Source organism: Hungatella effluvii, assembly GCF_003201875.1.
GTDB lineage: Bacteria > Bacillota > Clostridia > Lachnospirales > Lachnospiraceae > Hungatella > Hungatella effluvii.
Genome location: NZ_QJKD01000018.1, coordinates 35,386 through 53,504, shown reverse-complemented (window position 1 = coordinate 53,504; position 18,119 = coordinate 35,386). Strand labels below are relative to the sequence as shown.

The 18,119-nt window shown below is 49.2% G+C and carries 14 protein-coding genes; 8 read left to right on the top strand and 6 right to left on the bottom strand.

Going from position 1 to position 18,119, the window contains the following annotated elements:
• Positions 1-3: 3 nt before the first annotated feature.
• Positions 4-858: a helix-turn-helix transcriptional regulator gene (locus DFR60_RS24985; protein ID WP_110325397.1), complete on the bottom strand. Its 855-nt coding sequence runs from the start codon at positions 856-858 to the stop codon at positions 4-6.
• 191 nt (positions 859-1,049) lie between these two features.
• Between DFR60_RS24985 and DFR60_RS24980 the strand changes: the two genes are divergently transcribed.
• From DFR60_RS24980 to DFR60_RS24960, 5 genes are all read left to right on the top strand, one after another.
• Positions 1,050-2,843, top strand: a complete 1,794-nt coding sequence (locus DFR60_RS24980) for an L-fucose isomerase (protein WP_110325395.1) — start codon at positions 1,050-1,052, stop codon at positions 2,841-2,843.
• A 12-nt stretch (positions 2,844-2,855) separates the two neighbouring features.
• Positions 2,856-4,322 (top strand): rhamnulokinase, encoded by a 1,467-nt coding sequence (locus DFR60_RS24975; RefSeq protein WP_110325392.1) that lies wholly within the window; start codon positions 2,856-2,858, stop codon positions 4,320-4,322.
• Between the two features lie 316 nt (positions 4,323-4,638).
• Positions 4,639-5,325 carry a class II aldolase/adducin family protein gene (locus DFR60_RS24970; protein ID WP_110325390.1) on the top strand — a complete coding sequence of 229 codons (687 nt, stop codon included), beginning with the start codon at positions 4,639-4,641 and terminating at the stop codon, positions 5,323-5,325.
• Between the two features lie 13 nt (positions 5,326-5,338).
• On the top strand, positions 5,339-5,773 hold the full coding sequence (locus tag DFR60_RS24965; protein ID WP_110325388.1) for an RbsD/FucU family protein: 435 nt from the start codon (positions 5,339-5,341) through the stop codon (positions 5,771-5,773).
• A gap of 699 nt (positions 5,774-6,472) precedes the next feature.
• Positions 6,473-7,396: an RpnC/YadD family protein gene (locus tag DFR60_RS24960; protein WP_243005177.1), complete on the top strand. Its 924-nt coding sequence runs from the start codon at positions 6,473-6,475 to the stop codon at positions 7,394-7,396.
• Positions 7,397-7,491: 95 nt separating this feature from the next.
• On the opposite strand, the gene gnpA is transcribed toward DFR60_RS24960, so the two are convergent.
• The 4 genes from gnpA to DFR60_RS24940 all read right to left on the bottom strand — a co-directional run bounded on the left by gnpA (position 7,492) and on the right by DFR60_RS24940 (position 12,921).
• Complete coding sequence (gene gnpA, locus DFR60_RS24955; protein ID WP_110325384.1) at positions 7,492-9,654, bottom strand: 1,3-beta-galactosyl-N-acetylhexosamine phosphorylase; 2,163 nt, start codon at positions 9,652-9,654, stop codon at positions 7,492-7,494.
• 32 nt (positions 9,655-9,686) lie between these two features.
• Positions 9,687-10,562 (bottom strand): carbohydrate ABC transporter permease, encoded by an 876-nt coding sequence (locus DFR60_RS24950; protein WP_110325382.1) that lies wholly within the window; start codon positions 10,560-10,562, stop codon positions 9,687-9,689.
• A 62-nt stretch (positions 10,563-10,624) separates the two neighbouring features.
• Entirely contained in the window at positions 10,625-11,518 is an 894-nt protein-coding gene (locus DFR60_RS24945; protein ID WP_110325380.1) for a carbohydrate ABC transporter permease, read from the bottom strand.
• 68 nt (positions 11,519-11,586) lie between these two features.
• Positions 11,587-12,921, bottom strand: a complete 1,335-nt coding sequence (locus DFR60_RS24940) for an ABC transporter substrate-binding protein (protein ID WP_110325378.1) — start codon at positions 12,919-12,921, stop codon at positions 11,587-11,589.
• 262 nt (positions 12,922-13,183) lie between these two features.
• Between DFR60_RS24940 and DFR60_RS24935 the strand changes: the two genes are divergently transcribed.
• Together DFR60_RS24935 and DFR60_RS24930 are read left to right on the top strand one after the other, a co-directional pair.
• A complete protein-coding gene (locus tag DFR60_RS24935; RefSeq protein WP_110325376.1) occupies positions 13,184-14,629 on the top strand; it encodes an arylsulfatase in 1,446 nt (481 codons plus the stop codon).
• Positions 14,630-14,650: 21 nt separating this feature from the next.
• Entirely contained in the window at positions 14,651-16,156 is a 1,506-nt protein-coding gene (locus DFR60_RS24930) for a sulfatase-like hydrolase/transferase (protein WP_110325374.1), read from the top strand.
• 86 nt (positions 16,157-16,242) lie between these two features.
• Here DFR60_RS24930 and DFR60_RS24925 read toward each other — a convergent pair whose 3' ends face one another.
• Complete coding sequence (locus DFR60_RS24925; RefSeq protein ID WP_110325372.1) at positions 16,243-16,908, bottom strand: GntR family transcriptional regulator; 666 nt, start codon at positions 16,906-16,908, stop codon at positions 16,243-16,245.
• A 197-nt stretch (positions 16,909-17,105) separates the two neighbouring features.
• On the opposite strand from DFR60_RS24925, the gene DFR60_RS24920 reads away from it, so the two are divergent.
• The gene (locus DFR60_RS24920; protein WP_110325370.1) at positions 17,106-18,119 is read left to right on the top strand and encodes a M42 family metallopeptidase; all 1,014 of its coding nucleotides are present in this window, start codon (positions 17,106-17,108) and stop codon (positions 18,117-18,119) included.

The window sequence follows — 18,119 nt, the reverse complement described above, 5'->3', positions numbered from 1 at the left end:
GCATTACAGCGGAGCCTTTAAATACTGCCCCGGTGATTTTCCCTTATATTTTTTAAACGCCCGGGTGAAATAACTGACATCGTTAAAACCGCAGAGCATGGCGATATCCGTGACCCTGCTGTCTGTGCCCGCCAGGAGGCAGCAGGCCCTCTCAATCCGGTAGTAATTGACGTAATCGATGGGGGTACGCCCGGTCATTTCGGAGAAAAAATGGCAGAAGTATTTCGGTGACATCCCGGCTGTGCGGGCCAGTTCATTTAAAGCGATCTTCTCGGTATAATGGGCATCGATGTAGTTCAGTACATTTTTTAGAAGATAGAGATTCCTGTGGCTGGATAAGTCCGATTTGTCAGAGACGGTATACCGCTTATCCATGCAGAGCAGTCCCATAAGCTGGTAGAGCAGTCCCAGGCACTGCAGCTTTCCTCCCTCCTCCGAATTCTGCATGAGCGCAAAGAGGCGCTTAAGCAGACTGTGAATCGCAGTATCTTCCCCAGCCGGAAAATATTCGTCAAGGATCAAATCCTGTCTGTCAAGCCGTTTTAAAAAGTCAGAGTCAAAGGTCTGACTGAAAAGGAGGCCGACAGGAAATACAAGGCATTCGTAGACGCAGTCATAGGGCGTTCCGCCGTGAAGCCCGCCGCTGTTGACAAGCAGAATATCTCCGGCGGCCGCAGTCCGTGTGGTTTCATTGATCGTCACGTGGAACGTACCATTTATGATGTGAATCAGCTCCAACTCCTCGTGCCAGTGGTAGGGCATGGCATACTGCGGATGACTTTCCGTGACATGGTAATAGCCTGCTGGAAAATCTGCAGTCCCATGATGTTTCATTTCTTTATATTTTATATAATGCATATCTAAAATCACCAACTCCAAACATGAATTTTATTCTATATAATTTCCAATTATACGGTACAGGTGCGGATTGCGCAATGGATGAATCGGAATATTGTCCAATTATTTGCCATGATAAGACAAGAAAATACGTCGAAGAGATGGTACTATGATCTCATAAGAATAAACGATTTTCCAAGGAGGAATGTAACATGGCAGAGAGCAGATTAGTGGGAAGTTATCCGGTGATCGGGATCAGACCGACCATTGACGGGAGAAGAGGGTATTTAAAGGTGCGGGAGTCTTTAGAGGATCAGACCATGAATATGGCGAAGGCGGCTGCAGAGCTTTTCAAGAAGCATTTACGCTATTCCAACGGCGAGCCGGTGAAGGTGGTGATCGCGGATACGACCATCGGAAGAGTGGGGGAAACGGCGGCCTGCGCCGATAAGTTCCGCAGAGAAGGCGTGGATATCACCCTGACAGTGACTCCATGCTGGTGCTATGGGGCGGAGACGATGGATATGGATCCGATGACCATCAAGGGAGTCTGGGGATTCAACGGGACAGAACGTCCGGGCGCGGTTTATCTGGCTTCTGTCCTGGCCACTCATGCGCAGAAGGGGCTTCCCGCGTTCGGAATCTACGGCCACGACGTGCAGGAAGCAGATGATACGGAGATTCCGGAGGATGTGAAGGAGAAGCTGCTTCGTTTCGGTCGTGCCGCGGTGGCGGTGGCGACCATGAGGGGAAAATCGTATCTCCAGATCGGATCCATCTGTATGGGAATCGGCGGATCCATCATTGACCCTGCCTTTATTGAAGAATATTTAGGAATGCGCGTGGAGTCGGTTGATGAGGTGGAGATCATCCGCAGAATGTCAGAGGAAATCTACGATCATGCAGAATATGAAAAGGCTCTGGCCTGGACGAAGAAGTATTGTATGGAAGGATTTGACAAGAATCCGGAGGAAGTGAGAAAGAGCCGCGAACAGAAGGATAAGGATTGGGAATTCTTAGCGAAAATGATGTGCATCATCAAAGATTTGATGAATGGAAACCAGAACCTTCCGGAAGGCTGTGAGGAGGAAAAGGTGGGCCATAACGCCATTGCCGCCGGTTTCCAGGGACAGCGCCAGTGGACCGATTTCTATCCTAACTGTGACTTCCCGGAGGCAATGCTGAATACCTCCTTCGACTGGAACGGAGCAAGAGAGCCTTACATACTGGCGACGGAAAATGATGTCTTAAACGGCCTTGGCATGATGTTCATGAAACTGCTGACGGGCAGAGCACAGATATTTGCCGATGTCCGGACCTACTGGAGCGGCGACGCGGTAAAACGGGCGGCAGGCTACGAGCTGGAAGGACGGTCGAAGGAGGCGGATGGGTTCCTTCATCTGATTAATTCCGGCGCGGCGTGCCTCGATGCCAATGGAGGCGCGAAGGACGCTGACGGAAACTCCGTGATGAAGCCGTGGTATGAGGTGACGGAAGAGGATCAGAAGGCCATCATGGCAGCCACGACCTGGAATGAAGCAGATTTCGGATATTTCCGGGGAGGCGGATTTTCATCCAGATATTTGACCGACTGTGAGATGCCGGTAACCATGATTCGTTTAAATCTTGTGAAGGGGCTGGGACCTGTTCTTCAAATCGCAGAGGGCTGGACCGTAAAGCTGCCGGAAGAAGTGAGCGATACACTCTGGAAACGAACCGATTATACGTGGCCGTGTACCTGGTTCGCACCGAGAGTGACGGGAAAGGGAGCATTTGCCACCGCGTACGACGTGATGAATCACTGGGGAGCCAATCACGGCGCCATCAGCTACGGCCATATCGGCGCCGATTTGATCACTATGTGTTCCATGCTCAGAATACCCGTGAGCATGCACAATGTGCCGGAGGAGAAGATCTTCCGTCCGGCCGCATGGAATGCCTTTGGCATGGATCCGGAGGGCCAGGATTACCGCGCGTGCGCCGCGTTCGGGCCTGTGTACCGGTAAGGCGGTGAAAGTATGAGTGAAAAGCAGGTACTGGCCGTTGATTACGGAGCTTCCAGCGGCCGTGTAATGCTGGGCGGGTTTGACGGGGCATCCTTTACCATTTCCGAGCTCCACCGTTTCCCCAATGATCCGGTGAAACTGGGAGATACCATGTACTGGGATGTGCTCCGCCTCTTCTTTGAGATGAAACAGGGAATCGTAAAGTCAAAGGCTTACGGAGCAATTTCCGGTATCGGCGTGGATACCTGGGGTGTTGATTTCGGTCTGCTGGACCGCGAGGGAAGGCTGCTGGACAATCCGGTTCACTACCGGGATGGGCGGACAGCCGGAATGATGGAAAAGACGCTGAAAATGGTCGGCAGAGACCCTCTCTATGAACTGACCGGGAATCAGTTGATGGAGATCAACACGCTGTTTCAGCTGATGGCTGTAAAGGAACGGAGGCCGGAGCTTCTCGAAAGGGCAGACGCCCTCCTTCTGATGCCGGACCTGTTCCAGTATTTCTTATCCGGAGCGAAAATCAGTGAAAAATCCATTGCCTCTACCACCCAGATGATGGATATGAGAAAGGGAAAGTGGGCCTTCGGATTGCTGAAAACGCTTGGACTCCGGGCCGGAATAATGCGTGACATACTCCCCGGAGCAGTCAGAACGGGAAGCCTGCGTCCGGAAATCCGAAAAGAGCTGGGGGTGCCGGCCGTGGAGGTGATCGCCGTGGCTGGCCATGATACCCAGAGCGCCATGGCGGCGATCCCGGCCCGCGAAGAGGATTTCCTGTTTATCAGCTGCGGAACGTGGGGGCTGTTCGGAACGGAGCTTACGGAGCCGGTCATCAGCGAAATGTCAAAGAAATTTAATATTACCAACGAGGCGGGGCTGGAAGGCAAATACGCATTCTTAAAGAATATCATCGGTCTGTGGCTGATTCAGGAGAGCAGAAGACAGTGGATACGGGAAGGAAAGGAATACGGATTTGGAGAACTGGAGGCGAAGGCCGCCTGCACAGAACCTTTAAAAAGCCTGATTAATCCGGACGCGCCGGAATTTGTCCCGGCCGGTGATATACCTGAGCGAATCCGGCAGTTCTGTCAGAAAACGGGGCAGCCGGTTCCGCAGTCTGAGGGGGAAACCGTCTGCTGCATCGATCAGAGCCTCGCGCTTGCGTACCGGAAAGCCATGGACGAGATCAGAGCATGTACGGGAAAGCAGTACGCGGTCATTCATCTCATCGGCGGCGGTGCCCAGAGCGGACTGCTGTGTCAGATGACTGCCAATGCCTGCGGCCTGCCTGTAGTTGCAGGACCGGTGGAGGCGACCGTCTACGGAAATGCCATGGCTCAATTCATGGCACTGGGAGAGTTAAACGGCCTCGCTCAGGCGAGACGCGTGCTGGCGGATACTCTGCATACTGTTGTCTACGAGCCGCGCGACCGGGAAATCTGGGAAGAGGCCTATGAAAGATACAGGGAAATACTTTAAAATCGTTACAATTCACGGCTGCTTCGTCCGTCCCCGCCGTCCGGTCCGCGCTGGTAGTTCGCACTCCGTTTCCAGTTCCGGTTTCGGGCATAAGCGGTTCTAAACGTGCAGTATTTTTCTAAAAGCCAGAGAAAATGCCCAAACTCGCTGCGCTCAAACAGGTGGGCATTTCCCCTGAACGAAAAATTCTGCGCGTTAAGAACCGCTAATACCCTGCAAAGTCACAGGAAACGGAGTGCGAACTACCAGCGCGGACCGGACGGCGGGGACGGACAAAGCAGCCGTGAATTGTAACTAAAAATCCGGAGGTAAGAACATGGAATTAACGTATATGGAATTGAGAGAACAGATCTGCGATATCTGCCATAAAATGTGGCAGCTGGGCTGGGTAGCGGCCAATGACGGCAATGTGTCAGTAAAACTGCCGGATGGAACATTTCTGGCAACACCGACCGGGATGAGCAAGAGCTTTATCACGCCGGAAAAACTGGTACACATCGATCAGAACGGTCAGGTCCTGGATGCGCTCGCCGGGCTGAAACCGTCCTCGGAGATCAAGATGCATCTGCGCTGTTATAAAGAGAGGACGGATGTGGGAGCTGTTCTTCACGCTCATCCGCCTGTCGCAACCGGATATGCTGTAGCCAATAAGCCTCTGGACGAATATTCCATGATTGAGACAGTAATCGCGCTTGGCTCCATACCTGTGACGCCTTACGGAACTCCCTCCACCTACGAGGTACCCGACCGGATTGCACCGTATCTGGGGGAACATGACGCCCTCCTCCTGCAGAACCACGGAGCGCTGACTGTCGGAGCCGATTTAATCACAGCGTATTACCGGATGGAGACGCTGGAGCTGTTTGCGAAAATCAGTCTCAACGCCTATCTGCTGGGAGGGGCAAAAGAGATTTCAAGGGAGAATATTGACCGCCTGATTTCCATGCGGGAAGGTTATCAGGTGACTGGAAGACATCCCGGCTACAGGAAATACGGAAAGTGAGGAGAGCAGAACTATGCTGAAAGGAATACCTGCAATCCTGTCCCCGCAGCTTCTCAAAGTATTATGCGAGATGGGGCACAGTGACACCCTCGTGATCGCTGATGGTAATTTCCCGTCGGAATCCATGGGAAGGGACGGGATCGTGATCCGCATGGATGGACACTCCGCCCCGGAAGTGCTGGAGGCTGTATTGGAGCTTTTCCCATTGGACTCCTATGTCAGCCAGCCGGTCAGTCTGATGGAAGTTATGAGCGGAGATACGGTTGAAACTCCCATATGGGATACGTATGAGGAAATCGTGAAGCGGCGCAGCGGACTGGAGGGCAGTGCAATAGGCCATATCGAGCGGTTTGCATTTTATGAGGAAGCGAAGAAGGCCTATGCGGTTATCGCTACGGGAGAGAAGGCGTTATATGCGAATATTCTGCTGCAAAAGGGCGTGGTTTAGAATATACCATGGTATTGACACATATTGAATGCCCGAAAATAATTCCTGGTTTGAAGCAATTCGGCCAGGAATTTTTTGTTTGCCTATACGGTTCTATTTGCCTGATATAAAATACCATAAATAGGAGTAAAAAACTTGCAGTATGACAGAAAGTATGATATTCTTAAATAACAAAGCGGATCCACATGAAATTTACTGGATCAGATAGTCTAAAACTGTTGCATATATCAACAGTATCCGGCGTTTCAGCCAAACGTTCCATAATGAATGATTTAAAGTAGAACCTCAGAGAGGGGATGATCGGTCATTTGTCATGCTAATCGGCATGTAACTACTCAGCCTTCGCTTCCGTCAGCCGCAGTCCGGTCCGGCGTTTCCGCTTCCCGAAGCTTTCCTGTGACTTTGCAGGGTATTAGAAGTTCTTAACGCGCAAAATTTTTCGTTCAGGGGAAATGTCCACCTGTCTGAGCAACGCGAGTTTGGGCATTTCCCCTGGTTTTTAGAAAAATTCTGCACGTTTAGAACTTCTTATGCCCGAAACCGGAACTGGAAAGTTTCGGGAAGCGGAAACGCCGGACCGGACTGCGGCTGACGGAAGCGAAGGCTGAGTAGTTACATCAGCATTGCGCAATGCTGTACTGTTTTTTCACGCAGCCATTGCATAATACCAATATATGATGTATAATGGAGGGACAATACTTGACAAAAATTAATAAGAAGTACAAAGACAGGTTATTCCGCATGGCGTTCTGTGAAAAAAAGGATTTGCTGGAGCTTTATAATGCCATGAACGGTTCCTCGTACAGCGATCCGGAGGAATTGGAGATTGTTACCTTAGATGACGTGATTTACATGGGACTTAAGAATGATGTCGCCTTCCTTATCGATGAGGTTCTAAACCTCTGGGAACACCAGAGTACGTGGAATCCCAATATGCCGTTGCGGGGACTGTTTTATTTTTCGGACGAATATCGCAAATATATTGAGAAAAGGCACTTAAACATCTATGGAAGCCGCCGCGTTATGCTGCCGGTTCCCCAGTATGTTGTATTCTATAATGGGCCGGAGAACAGACCAGAGCGGTCAGTGTTGCCCTTGTCCCAGTCTTTCTGCCATATGAATCCGGAACATGCAGCCTGCATCGAGCTGAAGGCTACTGTGATCAATATTAACCGCGGCTATAATGAAACATTGATGAAGCAGTGCAAAAAGCTGAGAGATTATGCTGAATTTACCGGCAGGGTGCGTGACGAACTGAAAGAAGCTTCTTCTCTCGAGGAGGCGGTAGAGCTTGCAGTGGATTACTGTATCAGGAACGATATACTGGCGGATTTTTTATCGTCTCACAGAGCGGAGGTGTGTGAAGTGATACTTACAGAATATGATGAAGAGATGCATATAGCCAGCGAGAAGGAGATCAGCAGGGAAGAGGGGCTTTTAAAAGGCCGTGAAGAAGGAATACGAGCATTGATCATGGATAATTTGGAAAAACAGGTTCCGGAGGATATCATTATTCAGAAACTACAGAGATATTTTTCCCTGGATAAAGAAAAGGTAACTGCCTATCTCAGCACCTTTAAAAAAGAATATGTGTCAATTTATGGACAGCGTGAGAAGATATAAATCACAAATCATAAGAGAACAAGACCCTCCGGAGCCGGTGCTCTGGGGGGTCTTGTTCTCTTAAATAAGCTGCGTATTTCGTCTGATCCAGACGGTTAGATCTCATACCAGATAATTTCATTGGCATCCAGGTCCAGTTCGAAGCTGGAACCGTCACCTTTATATATCGTGGTATGCTGCGGTTCATAGGTGTTGTTGACAACACAGTATTTTCCATTTTTAACGTAGGCGTGTACCTCTGCGTTAAAGTTGGAACTGAACCAGCGGTAAAGGTTGTCTTCATCGTGGGAGGACCAGATGATGGAGCGATACAGAATGCGGCTGTTTTCAAAGCTGTAGGGAAGTCCGCTTAAGTAGACGCATCGTCCCTGTCCGAACTCATTCACTGCCATCTGTACTTCCTTGTCTCTCTGAACCAGAATCCGGGTTCCGTCAAGGGCATAGATGTTTTTCTTGCCTTCACCAAAATCAATGTCTCTGGTGCAGTCCTCTTTGATAAAGTGGTCATGCTGTTCCCAATTGTATTTGTCCACGTTGAGCGTAAAACCGGTTTCCTTTTCCACGCCCATAACCGTAGCCAGCTGGAAGAAATGGCCCTCATGCTGATGAGCAGCCGGTTCCCCGACTCCGATAAATCCGCCGCCGTTGTAGATGAATCTTTTTACTGCAGTTATAATGGTCTCATCCGTCCAATTGTCTCCGCCAGTGTAAGCGGTGTCGCCATCGCCCACATTGAGGATCACGTCGATGTCATTTAAAATCTCAGGGTTCTCCCGGATATCGTCAAAGCTGATGAACTTCACATCAAATGGCGCTCCGCTCAGAGCCTCGATAATCCCTGCATAGGAATAGTTCTGCTTATGATAGATGGCATGATGAACCATGTGATTGCCCCATGCACGGGCCTTGCCCCAGCAGTTCAGCACGGCTACTGTCTTTATGCAGTAAGGGGTCGTGCCTTTGATATTGTCATACAGGGTGCGGAATTCGCTGCATACGTCCTCCACATAGCTGATAAATTCCGGAAACTGTAAGGCCAGCTTTAAATAGCCGCCATATCCGATCCGGTCAATGGGCTTTCTCAAGATGGCCCTTCTGGCAGTTACCCAGTTAATCTTTGCTTCCTTCACAGGATCTCCGCCCTCATGGAAGGTGTCTGGGAAGAAATAGGGGAGTAAGCGTCCTTCGGTGTAGTCAACCCCTTCGATATCGCTGATGAGACGGAGCGTGCAGCCGTTTCCTACGCTGCCGACCACGGCGTCCAGACCAATGGTCTTAAACTCATCCATGAAAGGCTCTGTCCCGATCCAATGATCACCGAGAAACATCATGGCTTCTTTGCCGTATTCGTGAGTGATATCAACCATTTCCTTAGCCAGCTTGGCTACCTCACGCCTCTGGAAAGCCTGGAAATCCAGGAACTCTTTGGACGGAATCCGGTAGTTGTTGTTCATATAGCCCTGGTCGATGATGAACTCAGGGCGGAACGGATAACCGGCCTCCTTCTCGAACTGTTCTAAGATATAGGGACTTACCGATGCCGAATAGCCATACCAGTCCACGTATTTTTCTCTTGCCAGTTCATCGAAGATGAGAGTGAACTGATGGAAGAATGTGGTATAGCGGATTACGTCCACATGAGGATTGGCCTCCAGATACTTTCTGAGCCTGTCCATGGAAAACTTGTGTGTCTTGGGCTGACGTACATCAAAGGTGATCTGCTTTTCAAAATCAGTCCAGCCGTTGGTGACTGCATTGTACATGTGTACCGGATCCCACATGATGTAAGCCAGGAAGCTCACCGTATAATCATGGAATTCTTTTGCTCCGTGGATGATCACATCTCCGGTCTGGCTGCTGTACTCCCAGGAAGATACAGGAACAGGCTGACCGGTGGTTCTGTCTATGACTTCCCACCAACGCCTGATATCGTCCCTGTCGTTCACTTTCAATAAATCTGTATGTAAATGGTTCATAAGATGAATAGACAGCTCATCCTTTACTGCCGTATAGAACGGTGTCATAATATACATCTGCTGAATCTCGTCGGGATTGGCATTAGCCCAGGCATTGTCCTTCCTGGTGGTGTAGTAGGTGGAATAGACTCTTGCGTCTACGTTTCTTAATTCTTCCGGATAATCGGTACCATCACAGTCCCGAATGGCGTCGGCGCCCCAGCGTTTCAGCAGTTCCAGTGTCTCCGGAACTACGTCCACGTCTGTGGGTATTGTAACTCTTCCAATAAACTCCTTTTTCATTATCGTTCTCCTTTGCTGTCAAGTTAATATTTTTAGCCTTTCACACCGCCGCCTGTAACACCGGCAATAATCTTTTCGGAGAGAATGACATACAACAGGAAGGTGGGCAGGAATACGATAATTACTGCTGCAAACAATCCGCCGTAATCTCCGGTATACTTCATGGCATTTACAATTTGGAGCAGTCCTACGCCGACAGGAGTGGTCTCCGTAGACGTTGCAAAGATAAGAGCCATGAAGAACTCGTTCCAAACGCTCATAAAGTTAAAGATGGTAACCGTAACGATGGCCGGCTGGATCAGTGGGAACATGATCTTCCAAAAGGTCTTGGCGGGTGTACAGCCGTCAATCGCTGCCGCTTCTTCGTAACTTCTTGACAAGCTGGCAAAGAAGTTCAGCAGATAAGTGGTGGTAAAGGGTACACGTAAAAGGATATAAAGAATAATCAGTAAAATTCTTCCCCGGATGTGATACTGAGCCGTCAGTGAATAGATCGGCATGATAATCATAACTTCCGGGATACTCATGGCCAGGATTAAACCTGTCTTGACTCCCTTATTTCCAAGGAATGTAAAGCGCGAAAGCACATACGCGGCCGGAGCTGAGATCAATATAACCACGAAACAGGAAGAGGCCGCATAAAGCAGAGAGTTTGCAAAATAAACAGAGACATTGTTGCCCTTCCACGCGCTGGCATAGTTCTCAAAGTGGACTCCTGATTCAAACTTAAATACCGTGCCGGTGAAGATTTCTCTGGAGGTGGAAAGGCTGGCACCCAGAATCCAGATCAGGAAGGCTGCTGTAAAGGCAACCCAAATGGTCAGAATGAGATATCCTGGAAGAAGGGTCAGCTCTTTTCTCCAGTTCACCTTGCTCCTAAACACGTTTTCTTTGTTCCTTTTTCTCATTTTTCACTCCATTCTGTGGACATGTCAGATAAGTATCTTTCTTGTGCCACGTTACTCACTCATTAATATTCCAGATCATCATCTTTGAGCAGCCTGTTCATAATGAAATAAACGATTCCAATAAAGATTGCCATGACAACGCCGATGGTAGCACCGGCGCCTGCATCTCGCTGAACATTGCCGACTGTACCAAATACCGTGTCATATAAGTATACCACCGGTGTAATTGTGGAAGCTTCCGTGCTGACCGGTGAGAACATCTTGGACCATAAGTAAAAGGTAACACAGTTTACACTCCAGAATGTGATGTTTGTTTTAAAAATGCCGCGGAGCAGAGGCATGGTAATTTTGCCAAACTGCTGAATCTTGTTAGCACCGTCAATCGTGGCTGCTTCATAGATATCTGAGGGAATCTGTTCGATGCCGTTGATGAAAATCAGCATATAGTAGCCTACTGCGCCAAAAGTGAAGGCAGCCAGCATGGCCCAGAATTTCATGTCGGTTCCCAGCCAGTTCTTCCCCTCCAGACCCATGGTCCTTAAAATCTGGTTAATGAGACCGTAATCCTGATTGTAGATATACTGAATCCACATGGTAGCCAGAGCCACGGCGCTGATGATATTGGGAAGATAAATCGCTGCGCGGAAAAATTTTTTAAACCGGATTCCACTGGTGATGATAACAGAAAACAGCAGTGAAAAACTAAGGATAATAATGCCTCCCAGTAACCAGATAATCAGAATGTTTGTCGCTGCTCTCTGAAAGGTGGGACTGGAAAATACCTTTGCATAATTAGCCAGACCGTTAAAACTCCATTCAGATGCACTGGAGGTCACGCTTTCAATCTTAAAAAAACTCATGATTACGGTTCTGACAACCGGGTATAAATACATGACGAATAAAGCAAGTATACAAGGTGTTATAAAACCAACGATAAACAATTTGTTTTTTTTCATTTCTTATTTCACCTTTCTGACCAAATGAGGTGACGCTATAAGCGCCACCTCCGGTTTTCCAGCATTCTTTAATATAAAGCGTCCAGAGCCTTTGCAAAATCTTCGCCTGTTGCATAGCTTCCTTCATACAGTTTTACAATTACTTCCTGAATTACGGAAATCTTGTCTGCGTTAGCGTTCAGACCCATGTTCCAGGAAAGAGGAGCTGTAGTATTAATCAATACCTCGTTAGTTCCGCTCTGAACAGCCGGTGGAGTATTGCTCGGATCCGCTGGGATATTATTGGACAAATCAGCCATGTTCTGGCTCTGCTTGCCGCTAGTTAAGAATACAGCAAAATCAAATGCCGCCTGAGGATTCTCACTGTATTTGGTGATACCGATGGAGTTCGCACCTGCAAATGTACTGGTATTGTCCACGCCGCCTTCTACGGTCGGATAAGCAAACAGCCCCCAGTTGAGTTCTGTGCCTGTATTGGCGTTAACTTCTGCAGTGATGTAGTTTGCACATACTACCATGGCGATTTTCTGTGTAAGACCGATTTTGTTCTGGCTTGCCGGATACTCATCAGGAGCGCCGTCTGCCAGATAGCCTGCTTTTACGAAGTCGATCATTTCCTGGCCTGCTTTTACTACGCCAGGATTGCCGCTCCAGCCGCCGTTAGTAGCCAGCTCTTCAACAGCTGCCTGTCCAATATGTCTTGACAGATGGTAACCAAACAGGAATGGGGCATAAGTACTATCGAGAGCCAGAGGCTGATAGCCTTTGTCCTTCATGGTCTGGCAGGCAGTCATGAACTCGTCCCATGTTGCTGGAGCAGTGATGCCGCAGTCATCAAAGATATCTTTATTATAGAACACGCCGCCTACAGATGGCTGCTCGGTAACACATGGAAGGAATCCGGCCCATTCAGTCGCCTGATTGTTGAATACAGCGTAGCTCTTGTCAGCGTATCCTGCTTCCTTTGCCATATCTGTCAAATCAGCAACATAATTGACATAGTTCTTGGAGATTCTGGTGTAGTCGTCTTCAAACATATCAAACTTTTCCTGAGCTTCCAGTGCGGAAGAGAGGATGTTCTTGGTTTCACGGCCTTTCCACTCGAACTTGATCTTGGCTCCGGTTTCAGCCTCGAAAGCCTCTGCAGCCTGCTGAAGTGCCTGTCCCTGAGGCTCATTGTTTGTCCACATGGACCAGTATGTAAGTTCAACACCTTCGTACTTCTTGTCTCCCTCAGCCGCGGCTGGTGCTGCAGTTGTTTCGCCGGTCTCGGCTTTGGCAGTAGTTGCTGCCGGAGTTTCTGCTGGTGTCTCTGCTGGTTTTGCATTGTTGCTTCCACAGCCTGCTAAAAGACCTGCCGTCATGGCAGCAGCCAGCAGAACGCTAATCGGTTTTTTCTTCATAGATAAATCCTCCTTTTTGTTGGGCACTGCCCATTTGAAATATCTTAAACTCATAAGTAAATTATATACTGATCTAACATTCATTAGCTATCAGTATATTGTTTTGTTTTTTATGTTTTTTGCTATTTTTTGTGGCATATTTATAATAAAAAACTTCATTTGCTGTTTTTTATTCAACAGATTGCACTACGATTTTTTGCGCGGACTCTTGCTTTTTAATTTTTATTATATTATGATGATAAAAAAACAAAGGAGTTTTGTTATGAGCCGTCCCAATATTATATTTCTTATGACCGACCAGCTTCGCGGGGACTGTCTGGGATATGCAGGTCATCCTGATGTAAAAACGCCGTATCTTGATACACTGGCCTCCACCGGTACAGCCTTCGACCGCGCCTACAGCGCCTGCCCGAGCTGTATCGCTTCCCGAGCCGCCATCCATACAGGGATGGGGCAGAACCATCACGGCCGTGTAGGCTATCTGGATGGCGTTCCCTGGGAATATGAGCATACGCTGGCCGGGGAATTAGGCCAGGCCGGCTATTACACCCAGTGCGTTGGCAAGATGCATGTCCATCCCTTAAGGAATTATCTGGGATTTCATCATGTGGAGCTTCATGACGGATATCTGGGATATTCCAGGCGGGCAGCGATTCCCTACCGTGAGTCTCAGCTGGTAGCCGACGATTATTTCTACTGGCTGAAAAATGAGCTGGGAATTTCCGCCGATGTGACAGATACGGGGATTGAATGCAACAGTTATGTGGCGAGGCCCTGGATGCATGAGGAGAAATACCATCCCACCAACTGGGTTACCGAGAGAAGCATAGACTTTTTGAGACGGCGTGATCCGGGGAAGCCTTTTTTCCTTATGGCCTCTTATCTCAGGCCGCATCCCCCCTTTGACGCGCCCCGGCATTACTTCGATTTATACCGGGATCAGGAGCTGCGCCCTCCGTATGTAGGCACCTGGGAGACGGACGAATTGTTAAAAAGGGACGGACGGATCTATGATTCGAAGACGGGGCCCATTGATGCAGAGCTGATACGCCAGGCCCAGGTGGGATATTACGCCTGCATCACCCATTTAGACCATCAGATAGGAAGGCTGATTCTGGCTCTGAAGGAGCAGGAACTTTACGATAATTCCATTATTATCTTTACCGCAGACCACGGGGAGGAACTCTGTGACCACCACATGTTCCGCAAAGCAAGGCCTTATGAGGGAAGCTGCCACATCCCGCTTATCATCTCGGGAGGAAAGCAGTTTCTGCCGAAAGGGGCCGGTTCCTCCAGGTGCAGCAGCGTAGTGGAGCTTCGGGATATTATGCCCACGCTGCTCGATTTGGCAGACGCCCCTGTTCCGGATACGGTGGACGGCAAATCGCTCCGTCCTCTGCTTGAAGATCCGGCGCGGTCTGTGCGTCCCTGGCTTCACGGAGAACATTCCTTTGATGAGTATTCCAACCACTGGATCGTCACCGAAACAGATAAATACATCTGGCATTCACAGACCGGTCAGGAGCAGTACTTCCATCTGGAAAATGATCCGCATGAACTCACGGATCTGATTGAGGAAGATTCCTGTAAGATGCGGATTCAGGAGCTTCGCGGACACCTTATAGAATCCCTGAAGAACCGCAGAGAAGGGTTTGTGGAAAATGGGAGACTGGTGCCTGGACGCCCCTATCCGCCCGTTCTTTCATAAAACGGAAAAGGAGAATAGCATATGAAAAAACAAATCATCCTTATTATGACAGACACCACGCGCAAAGACATGCTGGGCTGCTATGGAAATCCTAAAATGATCACACCGAATCTGGACCGGCTGTCCGCCGAAGGCATCCGGTACGAGAATGCCTATACGTGCCAGCCGGTCTGCGGCCCGGCCCGGTCCGCCATATTTACCGGAACCTTTCCGCATACCAATGGGGAGGTGACAAACTGTGTAGCCATGGGAGATAATATAAAAACCGTAGGCCAGCGTCTGACGGACAACGGAATTCACTGCGGCTATATCGGCAAATGGCATTTAGACGGCGGTGACTATTTTGGCAATGGCATCTGCCCGGAGGGCTGGGATGAGGCATACTGGTATGATATGCGCCGGTACCTGGAAGAACTGACGGAGGAGGAACGGCTGAAATCCAGAAAATCCTCCACCTCCTTTGAGGAAGATATGACAGAGGAGTTTACATACGCTTACCGCTGTTCCAAAAGGGCGATAGACTTTCTGGAAGAGTATAAAGATGAGGACTTTTTCCTGGCAGTTTCTTACGATGAGCCTCACGGTCCTTCGCTCTGTCCGGCACCGTACAACACCATGTATGACGGATTCTGCTTTGAGGACAGTCCCAACTATGAGGACGATTTAAGTCAAAAGCCACTGATGCAGCGCTTATGGGCAGGGGAGAACTTACACAAAACCAGGGAGGAAATCAACTGTCCTTCCGGAAAATTGTCCCTGTTTTTAGGCTGCAACTCGTTTGCAGATTACGAAATCGGTAAGGTTCTGGACAAAATCCGGGAAACGGCTCCTGATGCCATGGTTATCTATACCTCCGACCATGGAGACATGCTGGGAAATCACCGGCTTACTTCCAAAAATGCTGCCTGCTACAAAGAGGTTGCCAACATCCCGCTGATCATCAAGGGCGGCGAGGCCGGCAAGGTGGTGGAATACCCGGCTTCCCACATTGATCTGACTCCCACGATTCTGGATTACATGGGCCTTCCCATCCCAAAGCTGCTGGAGGGGAAAAGTATGCTGCCTCAGATCAACTGCACCGATATCCGGATCAATGATGAGGTCTATACAGAATTTACCCGGTATGAAGCGGACCACGACGGATTCGGCGGCCTGCAGATGATGCGTGCTGTCATTTCAGACCGGTATAAGCTGGTGATCCATCTTCTGGACAGTGATGAGCTGTACGATATGGAAAAGGATCCGGCAGAGATCTGCAACCGGATCCAGGATGATGATTATTCCGAAATCCGTAATTCCCTGCATGACAAAATCCTGGAGCAGATGAACCGGACCCGCGACCTTTATCGTGGATATCAGTGGGCCTGCAGAAGCTGGCGCACGGACAAGGATCCGACCTGGAGCAACGATGGCTGCACCAGACAGCGGGAAAACGAAGAGTATGAGCCAAGACAGCTGGACTACGATACCGGTCTGCCCATGACAGAAGCGGTGAGGACGAAGATATCCAGGAATTTAAAGAGATAACAGATCAGCTTTTTCAACAAAGAACAACGACGCTTCTCCCACCTGTTGAGGTTGGAAGAGGCGTCGTCAAAAACTTAAAGGCAGTATTATTGAAATAAATATTCCATTGCATAAGACAGGGAAGTATTCAAATGTTCCTTCATCAGTGAAGCGGCCTGCTGGTAATCTTTCTGTAAATACGCATCGTAAATCTTTAAATGTCCGCGTTCTATTTCCCGTTGGTGCTGCAGAGACGCCTCATACATGTTGGAGAAGATCGTCAGCTGGCTTCTCTGTTTCCCGGCGGCGCGGGCCAGGCGGCTGTTGGCGCAGTAATCGTAGAAGATCAGATGAAAATGATCGGAATAGCCTGTCCATGTCCTGATTTCCTCTTCCGTGAGACTTTCTGTCTCTAAAACCTTTTCCGTATAATGTATGTTTTCCGCCAGTGCCTTCTGTACCTTTTCCTGATCCGGATAGTGAGAAGTATAGAGAATGGCCATGGCATCTAAATCCCCCATGAATTCATAGAGCTCTTTCAAGTCCTGTTCCCTTATACTTATGACATTGACGCCGATGTTGGAGTAGGAGACGACCAGTTCTTCCTCCGCAAGCCGGGTCAGCGCCTCGCGGATCGGGGTGGAGCTGACTCCGAAGCGTTCCTGTAAGTGTTTTAGCGTTAATTTCTCGCCGAGCCGGATTCTCTGTGTCAGAATATCCTGACGGAGAATATCGTAGATTTGCCCGGAGAGAGTGGTTTTATTTAAATCCATGCCGTATCCTTCCTCATTAAAAAACTCATATCCATCATTTTATATTCATATTACAACAGAAAAAATAGTAGGTCAACCTTATTATTTTACATTTTGCAAAATGCATATTGCAAAATGTAATCATGGATGGTACAATTCTTAAAACAATAATTATGTGACGCGTTAAAGCGAAAAAGCAGAGAACGGGAGAAGGACATATGAGAAACGAGGAATTACTGAAACGGCTGACCCAGGCCCAGGGAATCGCCGGCTATGAAAAAGAAGTGAGAGAGCTGATTGAGAAGGAAGCCGCAGCCTATGCGGACGATATGATAACGGATGCGATCGGTAATCTGATAGTAATTAAGAAAGGACAGGGAGGCCCGCAGTCGAAGAAGATCATGTTTGCAGCCCATATGGACGAAATCGGTTTCATGGTGAAGAAGATCGAGGAGGACGGCCGTCTTCGTGTCTGCAACGTGGGATGGAACTGGGCGGCCTCGGCTTACAACGCCAGAGTGCGGTTCCGCAACGGCGTAACCGGCGTGTTTGGCTGTATGGGAGCCATCGAGGACGCGCATAACGATGTGGGCAAGCTCTATATCGATATCGGAGCAAAATCTAAGGAGGACGCGTTAAAATACGTTAAAGTCGGCTCCGTCTGCGGCTATTACGGAGAATACGTGGATCTGCAGAACAATTTGGTGTGCTCCAAATCCCTGGATGACCGGATCGGCTGCTACCAGCTTCTGGAGGCGCTGAAGGAGAATGACGGCACGTATCCAAACGATATTTATTATGTGTTTACTGTGCAGGAAGAAGTGGGATGCAGAGGTTCCAAGCCGACGGCAGAGCGGATTCGTCCCGATATCGGCATTGCGGTGGACATTACGCCGGCCCACGATTATCCCTGCGATCTGGAAGGCAGCAATACCGTGGGAAAGGGCGTTGCGATCAAATACGCGGATCCGTCGGTAATCTGCGACGAGGAAGTGGTTGCAGCCATGGAGGAATGCTGTGAATGCGAACGGATTCCATGGCAGCCTGAAGTCATCGACAAGGGCGGAACGGATGCGTCCAGCATGAATATGTCCGGTGTCGGAGCCAGGGCGGGCGGAATCGCCGTCGTGACCAGATATCCCCACTGCCAGAGCTGTGTAGCCTCAAAGGATGACATCGAGGCGGGAGCGAGATTATGTACGGCAATTTCAAAGCACGAATTCAACTTCTGA

Coding starts and splice junctions, on each gene's coding strand:
- DFR60_RS24940 (WP_110325378.1), bottom strand. CDS start 12,921: ATGAAGAAAAAACCGATTAGCGTTCTGCTGGCTGCTGCCATGACGGCA.
- DFR60_RS24980 (WP_110325395.1), top strand. CDS start 1,050: ATGGCAGAGAGCAGATTAGTGGGAAGTTATCCGGTGATCGGGATCAGA.
- DFR60_RS24930 (WP_110325374.1), top strand. CDS start 14,651: ATGAAAAAACAAATCATCCTTATTATGACAGACACCACGCGCAAAGAC.
- DFR60_RS24925 (WP_110325372.1), bottom strand. CDS start 16,908: ATGGATTTAAATAAAACCACTCTCTCCGGGCAAATCTACGATATTCTC.
- DFR60_RS24985 (WP_110325397.1), bottom strand. CDS start 858: ATGCATTATATAAAATATAAAGAAATGAAACATCATGGGACTGCAGAT.
- DFR60_RS24965 (WP_110325388.1), top strand. CDS start 5,339: ATGCTGAAAGGAATACCTGCAATCCTGTCCCCGCAGCTTCTCAAAGTA.
- DFR60_RS24920 (WP_110325370.1), top strand. CDS start 17,106: ATGAGAAACGAGGAATTACTGAAACGGCTGACCCAGGCCCAGGGAATC.
- DFR60_RS24975 (WP_110325392.1), top strand. CDS start 2,856: ATGAGTGAAAAGCAGGTACTGGCCGTTGATTACGGAGCTTCCAGCGGC.
- gnpA (WP_110325384.1), bottom strand. CDS start 9,654: ATGAAAAAGGAGTTTATTGGAAGAGTTACAATACCCACAGACGTGGAC.
- DFR60_RS24970 (WP_110325390.1), top strand. CDS start 4,639: ATGGAATTAACGTATATGGAATTGAGAGAACAGATCTGCGATATCTGC.
- DFR60_RS24935 (WP_110325376.1), top strand. CDS start 13,184: ATGAGCCGTCCCAATATTATATTTCTTATGACCGACCAGCTTCGCGGG.
- DFR60_RS24950 (WP_110325382.1), bottom strand. CDS start 10,562: ATGAGAAAAAGGAACAAAGAAAACGTGTTTAGGAGCAAGGTGAACTGG.
- DFR60_RS24945 (WP_110325380.1), bottom strand. CDS start 11,518: ATGAAAAAAAACAAATTGTTTATCGTTGGTTTTATAACACCTTGTATA.